At 64.1% G+C, this 9,077-nt stretch carries 7 protein-coding genes; 2 read left to right on the forward strand and 5 right to left on the reverse strand.

Annotation, left to right across the window (positions count from 1 at the left end; genetic code table 11):
- The first annotated feature begins 66 nt into the window (after window positions 1-66).
- Window positions 67-942: a LysR family transcriptional regulator gene (locus tag C7411_RS16995; RefSeq protein WP_110385406.1), complete on the forward strand. Its 876-nt coding sequence runs from the start codon at window positions 67-69 to the stop codon at window positions 940-942.
- Window positions 943-948: 6 nt separating this feature from the next.
- Here the strand turns inward: C7411_RS16995 and C7411_RS17000 are convergent, their stop codons facing one another.
- The 5 genes from C7411_RS17000 to arsN2 form a co-directional block, all read right to left on the reverse strand.
- Window positions 949-1,920, reverse strand: a complete 972-nt coding sequence (locus C7411_RS17000) for a threo-3-hydroxy-L-aspartate ammonia-lyase (RefSeq protein ID WP_110385407.1) — start codon at window positions 1,918-1,920, stop codon at window positions 949-951.
- Window positions 1,917-2,585: a helix-turn-helix transcriptional regulator gene (locus C7411_RS17005; protein WP_243413188.1), complete on the reverse strand. Its 669-nt coding sequence runs from the start codon at window positions 2,583-2,585 to the stop codon at window positions 1,917-1,919. The genes C7411_RS17000 and C7411_RS17005 overlap by 4 nt, the downstream gene beginning before the upstream one ends.
- A gap of 154 nt (window positions 2,586-2,739) precedes the next feature.
- The gene (locus tag C7411_RS17010; protein ID WP_110385430.1) at window positions 2,740-3,762 is read right to left on the reverse strand and encodes a 2Fe-2S iron-sulfur cluster-binding protein; all 1,023 of its coding nucleotides are present in this window, start codon (window positions 3,760-3,762) and stop codon (window positions 2,740-2,742) included.
- Window positions 3,763-3,779: 17 nt separating this feature from the next.
- The gene (hcp, locus tag C7411_RS17015; RefSeq protein ID WP_110385408.1) at window positions 3,780-5,447 is read right to left on the reverse strand and encodes a hydroxylamine reductase; all 1,668 of its coding nucleotides are present in this window, start codon (window positions 5,445-5,447) and stop codon (window positions 3,780-3,782) included.
- Between the two features lie 672 nt (window positions 5,448-6,119).
- The gene (arsN2, locus tag C7411_RS17020; protein WP_243413189.1) at window positions 6,120-6,671 is read right to left on the reverse strand and encodes an arsenic resistance N-acetyltransferase ArsN2; all 552 of its coding nucleotides are present in this window, start codon (window positions 6,669-6,671) and stop codon (window positions 6,120-6,122) included.
- A gap of 560 nt (window positions 6,672-7,231) precedes the next feature.
- Between arsN2 and C7411_RS17025 the strand changes: the two genes are divergently transcribed.
- Window positions 7,232-8,785 carry a Fic family protein gene (locus C7411_RS17025; RefSeq protein WP_165822821.1) on the forward strand — a complete coding sequence of 518 codons (1,554 nt, stop codon included), beginning with the start codon at window positions 7,232-7,234 and terminating at the stop codon, window positions 8,783-8,785.
- Window positions 8,786-9,077: the final 292 nt, after the last annotated feature.

Consider the following 9,077-nt stretch of genomic DNA (forward strand, 5'->3'; position numbering starts at 1 on the left):
CCAATTTATACATTCGGAATTTCCGAATTATTGAATGACATGACACGCACCGGATCAAGCTGAACCATGAACGCACGCGGTTTCGATCTCGCGCAGCTGCGCACGTTTATCGCCGTAACGGAAGCGGGCAGTGTCTCCGCGGGTGCGCAGCGGGTGTTCCTCTCGCAGTCGTCGGTGAGCGAGCAGCTCAAGAAGCTCGAGGAACGCGTCGGCCAGCCGCTTTTCATACGCAGCAAGCAAGGGATGTCCGCCACGCCCGCCGGCGCGAAGCTGCTCGACCACGCGCGCCGCATCGTCGCGCTTTGCGACGCCGCCTTCGACGACATGCTCGGCCGCACGCTCGACGGCGAAGTGCGCATTGCGATCACGGACTATTACCGGCCGCACGACGTCGCCGAGATCATCCGGCGCTTCGCGAACCAGCATCCGCGCCTGCGTCTGCATGTGACCGTGCTGCCGAGCGCCGTGATCGACAGCAGCGCCGGCGATAACGCCTACGACATCGGGTTATCGCTGCGGCTGACGGAGGAAGGCCGCGGCACGCACAAGAGCACGTCGATACGGCGCGAAAAGCTGATGTGGGTGGGCGCCACGCAAATGCTGCGCGAGCGGCCCGCGCTCACGCCGCCCTGGCCGCTCGTGCTGCTGCCGGCGACCTGCCAGTTGCAGCGCCGCGTCGTGAGGATGCTCGACGAAGCGCGCATGCCCTACCTGATTTCGCATTCGGCTTCGGGCGTGGCCGGACTGCAGCTCGCGCTCAGGGCAGGGCTGGGGATCTCGTGTCTGAACGAGTCGTCGATTGGCGAAGGACTGATGCCCTGCCCGGCTTCATTCGGCCTGCCTGCACTGCCGGCGGCCGAATTTCATTTGCTGCCGGGCCGGCCGGGCGAGTCCGCGCACGTGACGAACGCGCGCGCGGCGCTCGCGGAACTGCTCGTTTGAGGCGCTTTAGCCCGCGGCCTGAACCAGCTCGGCAAAGCGCAGCAGGTCGACGTTGCCCCCGGAGATGAGCACGCCCACGCGCTTGCCGCGCACGTCCACCTTGCCGTGCAGCACCGCCGCCGCCGCGAGGCAGCCGGTGGGTTCGACCACGAGCTTCATGCGGCTCGCGAAGAACTTCATCGTGTCGACGAGTTCCGCGTCGCTCACCGTGACGATCTCGCTCACGCGCTCGCGAATCACCGCGAAGGTCAAGTTGCCGAGATGCTGGGTTTGCGCGCCGTCGGCAAGCGTCTTCGGCGTGTCGATGTGGACGATCTCACCCGCGCGCAGGCTGCGCTGACCGTCGTTGCCGGCCTCGGGCTCGACGCCGATCACCGTGCATGCGGGCGAGAGCGCATGCGCTGCAGTCGCACAGCCCGAGAGCAGCCCGCCGCCGCCAAGCGGCGTGAGCAGCAGGTCGAGCTCGCCCGTTTCCTCGATCAACTCCTTTGCGGCGGTGCCCTGCCCGGCCATCACGTGCGCGTGGTCGTACGGCGGAATGAGCGTGAGGCCGCGCTCGGCCGCGAGCCGTTTGCCGAGCGCCTCGCGGTCCTCGGTATAGCGATCGTAAAAGACGACCTCGCCGCCATAGCCGCGCGTGGCCTCCACCTTCACGGCGGGCGCGTCGTGCGGCATGACGATCACGGCCTTCACGCCGAGCAGACGCGCCGACAGCGCGATCGCCTGCGCATGGTTGCCCGACGAAAACGTGATCACGCCGCCCGCTTTCTGCTCCGGCGTGAACTGCGCGATCGCGTTATACGCGCCGCGGAACTTGAACGCGCCCATGCGCTGCAGGTTCTCGCATTTGAAGAAAAGCTGCGCGCCCGTGCGTTCGTTCGCGGTGCGCGAAGTCAGAACCGGCGTGCGGTGCGCGACGCCACGCAGGCGTTCGTGGGCGGCGGCAACATCTTCGAAACTAATAGGCAGAGTGCTCATGGTCGTTCTTCGGCTGGCAGGTAGGTGTAGACGGTCGAGCGCGCCACGCCGAGCGTGGTGGCCACGTCGGCAAGCGCATGACGCAGGTTCAGCATTCCGTTTGCCGCGAGTTCGCGCACGGCCTCACGGCGCTGCGCGAGCGTCATGCCGATGGGCGTGGTGTTGCGCGTCGCGGCGAAGCGTTCGAGCGCCTCGCGCACGCAGCCCGCAGCGCGCGGGGCGAGCGTTTCGGCCACGGGCGCAGCCGCGCTGGTCTGGATCAGCTGGCCGAGGCCCGCCGTCACCGCGCCGATCAGCGACACATCCATGTTCAGGCAGAGAGCCGCGACGTACTCGCCCGCGCTGTTCTTGAGGCCGATGGACGTGCTTTTGGCCGGACGCCCGTCGGGAAAGCGGTTCGGATAGTTGGCCACGACTTCGGGAAAGCCGGAGTCGGTGATGCGCGCGAGCCCCATTTCGGTGGCGGCGTCGCCGATTTGCCGTCCGGACAAATTGTTAGCGATCGCCACGACGGCGTGCTCGGGCCGCGTAAGGTCGTGCAGCACCACCTCCACGAGCGGCGCGAGCGTCTGGCCGAGCGCGGCGACAATCTTCCCGCCTTCTCGCAGGAGCAGCGCGTTTTCGTCCGTGGAATGGTGGGGACGGGTTGTGCGGGTTGGCATCATGATGCTGGACATTTTGACAGTTAATGACCGAATGTCAATCTCTTGAATGGATCGCCCGGAGTTGCCGTGCATGGCCACCCGATGCGCGAAAAAAAACCCCGCCCGAAGGCGAGGTCAATCAGACACGAAGAAAAACTACACACTGCATTGCGACTCAGACCGTGAAGCGCTCGCTGACGAACTGCGTGGACGGCATGTGCGCGCGCGCCGCCACCGCTTGCGCGGCGCTCACCATCGCGGGCGGACCGCACACGTAGAGATCGGGCGCCGCGCCACCCACTGCAAGCGCGGCAGCGAGCGCGTCGACGGGGGTGCTGTGCGAGCCTTGCCAGCCGTCGGCCGCTTCGCGCACGCAAAGTTCGACGTGCAGTTGCGGCAGCGCGGCTCGAAGCGCGTCCAGTTCGTCGAGCAGGCACAGCTCGCTCTCGCGATTCACGCCGTAAAAGAGCCGTGCGTCGTTCATTTCCCCGAATTCGGCCATGCGGCGCAGCATCGAGAGCACGGGCGCGAGGCCCGTGCCGCCCGCCACGAACCAGCGCGGACGCAGACTGTCGGCGATCAAACCGAAGCCGCCCTGCGGGCCATGAACGGTGAGCACGTCGCCCGGCTGCGCCCGCTCGCGAAGATACGCCGAAAACGTGCCTTGCGGCCGCAGCCGGATGAGAAACTCGAGCCGCCCTTCCCAGTTGCTGGTGTTGGAAAGCGAGAACGGGCGCTTCACGCCGCACTCCGGCAACTCCAGTTCGGCGAACTGGCCCGCTTCGAACTCGGCGGCACTGCCGCGGGTGTCGTCGGCGTCGAGCAGCAGTTCCAGACGGCACGTGTCGTCGGCGATCGTTTCCAGCGCGGCGATGCGCGCCGTGCGCGCGGCAACCGGCTGCAGCAGCACCTTCGTGCCGTCGTACGGTGCGGCGACGCGCAAGTCGGCCGCCGGTCTCGTGCGGCACAACAGAACCGCCTGCGGGTCGCCGGACGGCAACGCGTCCACGCTGTGATCGCCGAGCGCATACGCCCCTTCGGTCACGGTGGCATGGCACGCGCCGCAGCTGCCGCGCCGGCACTGCGAGGGCAGCGTGATATCCGCCGCCGCCGCCGCGCTCAGCACGTCCTGCCCCGGCTCGCACGCGAAGCCGAACGCCTGGCCGTCGCGCGTGGTGAGCTCGATTCGATAACTCATGAAGTTTTCACCCGCGCTCAAGCGGCCTTGCGTGCGAGTGCCGCGGCGAGGTCCGCTTGCGCCTCGCCGATCGGCGCGATGCCGAACTGCTCGACGAGAATGTCGAGGACGTTCGGCGTGAGGAAGGCGGGCAACGTCGGTCCGAGATGGATGTTGCGCAGGCCAAGCGCGAGCAGCGTGAGCAGCACCGCGGCGGCCTTCTGCTCGAACCATGACACCACGAGCGTGAGCGGCAGATCGTTCACGCCGCAGTCGAAGGCCTTCGAGAGCGCGACGGCGATCTGGATCGCCGAGTAGCTGTCGTTGCACTGACCCAGATCGAGCAGGCGCGGAATGCCGCCGATGTCGCCGAACTCGTGACGGTTGAAGCGGTACTTGTTGCAGCCGAGCGTCATGACGACGGTGTCGTCGGGCGCGCCCTGGGCGAACTCGGTGTAGTAGTTGCGGCCCGGCGCGGCGCCGTCGCAGCCGCCGATCAGGAAGAAGTGGCGGATCTGGCCGGCCTTCACCGCGTCGATCACCTTGTCGGCCACGCCGAGCACCGTGTTGCGCGCAAAGCCGATGGTGATGGTTTCCTCCGGCACCGTTTCCCGGAAGCCCGGCAGCGCGAGCGCGGCCTGCACGACCGGCGCGAACGCATGATGCTCGAGATGGCGCACGCCGGCCCAGCCTGCCGGCCCCGTCGTGAAAATGCGCTGGCGATACTGCGGCAGCGGCTCGATCAGGCAGTTGGACGTCATCAGGATCGGGCCGGGGAAGTTCGCGAAGTCCGATTGCTGGTCCTGCCATGCGCCGCCGTAGTTGCCTGCCAGATGCGGATAAGCCTTGAGCTTCGGGTAAGCATGCGCGGGCAGCATCTCGCCGTGCGTGTAGATTTGCACGCCGGTGCCCTGGGTGGCTTCGAGCAGTGCCTCGAGATCGCCGAGGTCGTGGCCCGAAACCAGGATGGCTTTGCCCGCCGCCGGCGTCACGCGCACGGCAGTGGGTTCGGGCATGCCGAAGCGGCCCGTGTTCGCCGCATCGAGCCGTTCCATCACCTTGAGGTTCAGGTTGCCGAGCGCGAGCGCATGCTCGAGAAGATCGCCGGCCTGCGTGGGTTCGCTCGCGAGAAACACTAGCGCCGCCTCCACGCCCGCATAGACCTCTTCGCTCTCGTAGCCGAGCACGCGCGCGTGATGGGCGTAGGCACACACGCCTTTGAGACCGTAGAGCACGAGCGCGCGCAAGCCCACGACATCTTCGCCCACCTTCGGGAGCCCGGCCTTGATGCCGACGAGCGCGGCCTGCGCCTGCAGTTCGGCGAGATCGTTGCCCGGTTGCCAGAGCGCTGCGCCACCCGGCTGCGCCGCGGCGACGCCTTGCGCGAGCGCGAGCGCCTCGCAGGCCGACTTCACGCGATCGCGGTGTTGCGCGGCCTCGCGCAGCATCGCCACGAAACGGCTGGCGTTGAAGTTGACGTTGGTGAGCGTTGTGAACAGCGCATAGAGCAGGAAGCGGCCGGCTTCGCGATCGGGGCTGCCGAGGCCGCGCGCGAGCGCGCCATACTGTGCGACGCCCTTGGCCGCGTAAATCAGCAGGTCCTGCAAATCCGCAGTCGTGGCGTCCTTGCCGCAGTTGCCCTTGGCCGAGGCGCACCCCGGTGTGGCCTGGGTGCGGTCGGTCTGTTCACATTGATAGCAAAACACGGCTTTCTCCTTTTTCCTTGTGGGGTGACAGCGCGAGCAATCTTTTAAGATTCAAAATAAATGCATCTTTTAAATGATGGCGCGCCGGCAGGCGTTTTGCCGTGACAAAAATCAGAAAACGTGTCGTCCGAGGCGGAGAAGCGACTGTGTGTGCGAAAACGTCGCAGCGGGTCGGCGCCCGACTCGCACAGATTGTGCGTGCAAAGAAAAAAGCCCGCGCTCCATGGGAGGGCGGGCTTCTACCAACAGAAAACTGCGTTAGTCAGAATTAGAACGGTTACCCACACTAAAAGTGTTGGTAGATGAGTCAGCGCCAATAATTTGGCGGTTTCGCTCCATCTCATATCCTCGAACAATGCGGGTACATGTAGCTAGAAGCGCATTTTCCGCGCAAAAATCGACGAGAAGCATCACACTGTGGGTAGCATTTCGTTTACCGCAAATGCCCGCGCAGCGGGTGTCTGCGGCATTTTGTTGTTTTGGACGTTTAAGCAACAATATCTCTCCTTGGCACGAGGGGGTGCGGGGGAATAATGCGCAAAAGTTATCCCCAAGCAATTGCCGCGGCGATCACGCGTGCCCATCAGCAAAAGGAAGCCCGTGTTAGCTGAAAGACATGCGCCGGTCCGCCACACAACCTCCGATCCCTGCCCGATACATTGGCGTCGACGATCAGCGAGCGAGCCGTTCGTCACGCTCGATGGCGCGTAGCGTGATTGCGCACGCGAAGTGCTTCCTCATACACACGGCGGTAGACGGGCAGAGTCGCATGAACTGCGCCGTTTCACGTACCTCATCCGGCACATCGGTCCGCTTGACTGCGCTGTAGCCGTGATTCTCGAAAAACTGTGGCGTGCTCGTAGTGAGCAACCACAAGCTGCCATAGTTGCTCGCCCTGGCTTCCCGTTCGATGGCCAGACGCAGAGACTTGCCGAGCCCCGTTGCTCGAAGATGCAAGGCGACAGACAGCGATCTGAGCAACGCATCAGCACCCAAAGGCTCCAGACAGACGCTTCCAACTATCGCTGCCCCTTCGTCGACTGCAACGAGAAAGCCCGGTAGCAGCCCGGTCGTGACGTCCTCTGTTGGCAACTCACACGTCGCCAGCAGGCTTTTGATCCCGACGAGATCGTCATCTTTGGCGGACCTTATTTTCATAGCGTGCTCCGTTTGCGCCACGTCCTCGCCGGCATCGCAGAGCATCCGATCAACCGCATTGAGCAACTGCTTCCGTGTAACGTCGGTTCGTCACTATGAGTAGCGGAAGCAGGAGACACCAATGTTAGGACCAAAATCAAGAGGTTACTGGAGCGCGCATCTCCAGGCTGCGAATTGCGGTTACACGTACAAGTATCTGACAACCGGGGACCGCTACACCACAGCCGTTCGCCGACTTCGACGGCGAAATGCAGCGAGCCGGTGTGCCGCGGCGGCGGCCCAGAGGTCGCGGCTTGGCGTTCAAATAAACGGGGCCAATACAGTCATGGCCGTTCCCGGAAGCCTCGCTTTCGCAAATTTACGCTCCCGTCAGTCCAAAAACCACCTTGTTTTCGGCCTAAATTTTTGCCGCGACAGGTCTGGAAAATCGCCCGCGTTGAAATGACATAAGTTACGTTATATCATGTACTTATAAACGGGTTCAGATTACATATCAATGTAAACGTATGGCGGTATAACAATGTAAACGCCGCCAGCTATGTCAATGTAAACCGTCCCGACATATCAATGTAAAAGCTCGGCGTATTTCAAGGTAATTTTCGCGCCCCATCCCCACGATGTCATCCATGGCCACCTCTTCCAAGACCAAACGGTCCGCCAAGCTCGCGTCTGCACTCAAGACCCTCAAGAAGCTGCAGGACAAGCACCACGGCGTTGTCGAGCACACGGAGCTGACCGACGAGCAGCGCACCCTGCTCGTCGACACCGGCTTTCTGCGCTCGATCATGAAGGGCTGGTACTTCTGCAGCAATCCAGGCGACGGCGACGGCGAGTCGACGAGCTGGTACGCAACGTACTGGGCATTCATCTCGCGCTACCTGGGCAAGCGCTTCGCCAAGCGTTACTGCCTGAACCCCGAAGCTTCGCTGCTGCTGCACACGGGGAACACCACGATACCGGCGCAGGTGGTCGCGGTGGTCAAGGAAGGAAGCTCGTATTACCTCAACTTGCCCGCCAGCAAGTCGGTGTTCGTCTACGCCGACGAGAACCGCGTGCCTAAATCCCGGGTGGAGGTCCGCGGCCTTCAGGTGTGGCCGGTCGCCGAGGCGCTGTGTCTGGTCGGCCCGCAGTTCTTCGTGAACAACGCGTCCGATGCGGAAATTGCGCTGATGCTCGTGCGCAATGCGAGCGAGGTCCTGACCACGCTCCTCGCTGACGACGGGAAGAGCGCCGCTGCCGCGCGGCTGGCGGGTGCGTTCACGTTCATGAATCGTCCGGAGGAGACGAAACGCATCGTTGATAGCTTCGCGGCCGCGGGCCGCCCCATCAAGCCGGTCAACCCGTTCGAGCGGCAGGAGCCGTCGCTCACACCGAGCCGCCAGCGCTCGCCCTATGTGCTCCGGCTGCGCTCCATGTGGACGAGATGGCGCGACGCCGTGATTGCCGCGTTTCCACCGCCGCCGGGGATCGGGCAGGACGCCGCCGGCTATCTGACGCAGGTCGATGAGCGCTACGTCTCTGACGCGTATAACTCGCTCTCCATCGAGGGCTACCAGGTCACGGACGAACTCATCGAGCGTGTAGCCCGTGGCGACTGGGACCCTGAAGGCGATCCGGAACACGAGAAGGAAAAGAACACGCTCGCAGCGCGCGGATATTACCTTGCGTTTCAGTCGATCAAGGAGAGCATCGCGCGCCTGTTCCCCGGGGATAACGCGGGCGACATTGTGGAGCACGACCACCACCACTGGTACGCGCAACTTTTCGGGCCGTCCGTGCAGGCAGGCATACTCGCAGCGCATCAGCTGGCGGGCTACCGCACGGGGCCGATTTTCATCCGCAACTCGATGCACACGCCGGTGCCGCGCGACGCGATCCTCGACTGCCTTGAGGCGCTCTTCGACCTTATCAGAGACGAGCCGCACCCGGCGGTTCGAGCGGTTCTCGGGCATCACCTGTTCGTGTTCATTCACCCGTACTTCGACGGGAATGGGCGGATCGGCCGATTCCTGATGAACGTGTTGCTCGCGTCGGGCGGTTACCCGTGGACGGTGGTTCGCGTTGGCCGGCGCACCGAGTACATGAAGGCGCTCGAACAGGCGAGTGTCGGCGGGGAAATCGCCCCGCTCGCGAAGTTCATCGCCGAAGAGATGGCGCAGTGGACGCCCACGCGCAAGTGATTCGCCGCCGATAGCTGGAGCCCGCCAGCCACCCGCGGCGTGGTGTTGCACAATGAGTGCGCCGGGCGCGACCACCGGCGGCTGGCGGCGTTCTCTCGGCCGCCGCTCGCTCCATCAGGCCGGCCCTCATCAACAGGACACCCTCGTCGAAATCGTTAGCGGGTGGTGCGCACAAGATGACGTCCGGCCTGCAGAAGTGAGATTGACCCAGAAAAACGGACACCTATTCTTTTGAGAAGGAGGTGCCGGAAATGGGCAAGCATCGTACCCCATACCCTGCGGAATTCCGGGC

The sequence above is a fragment of the Paraburkholderia silvatlantica genome, from assembly GCF_003096715.1.
Classification (GTDB): domain Bacteria; phylum Pseudomonadota; class Gammaproteobacteria; order Burkholderiales; family Burkholderiaceae; genus Paraburkholderia; species Paraburkholderia silvatlantica.

What these genes read in the sequence shown, in the direction of transcription:
- C7411_RS16995 (WP_110385406.1), top strand. Translation starts at nt 67, where the DNA reads ATGAACGCACGCGGTTTCGATCTCGCGCAGCTGCGCACGTTTATCGCC.
- C7411_RS17000 (WP_110385407.1), bottom strand. Translation starts at nt 1,920, where the DNA reads ATGAGCACTCTGCCTATTAGTTTCGAAGATGTTGCCGCCGCCCACGAA.
- C7411_RS17025 (WP_165822821.1), top strand. Translation starts at nt 7,232, where the DNA reads ATGGCCACCTCTTCCAAGACCAAACGGTCCGCCAAGCTCGCGTCTGCA.
- C7411_RS17005 (WP_243413188.1), bottom strand. Translation starts at nt 2,585, where the DNA reads ATGATGCCAACCCGCACAACCCGTCCCCACCATTCCACGGACGAAAAC.
- C7411_RS17010 (WP_110385430.1), bottom strand. Translation starts at nt 3,762, where the DNA reads ATGAGTTATCGAATCGAGCTCACCACGCGCGACGGCCAGGCGTTCGGC.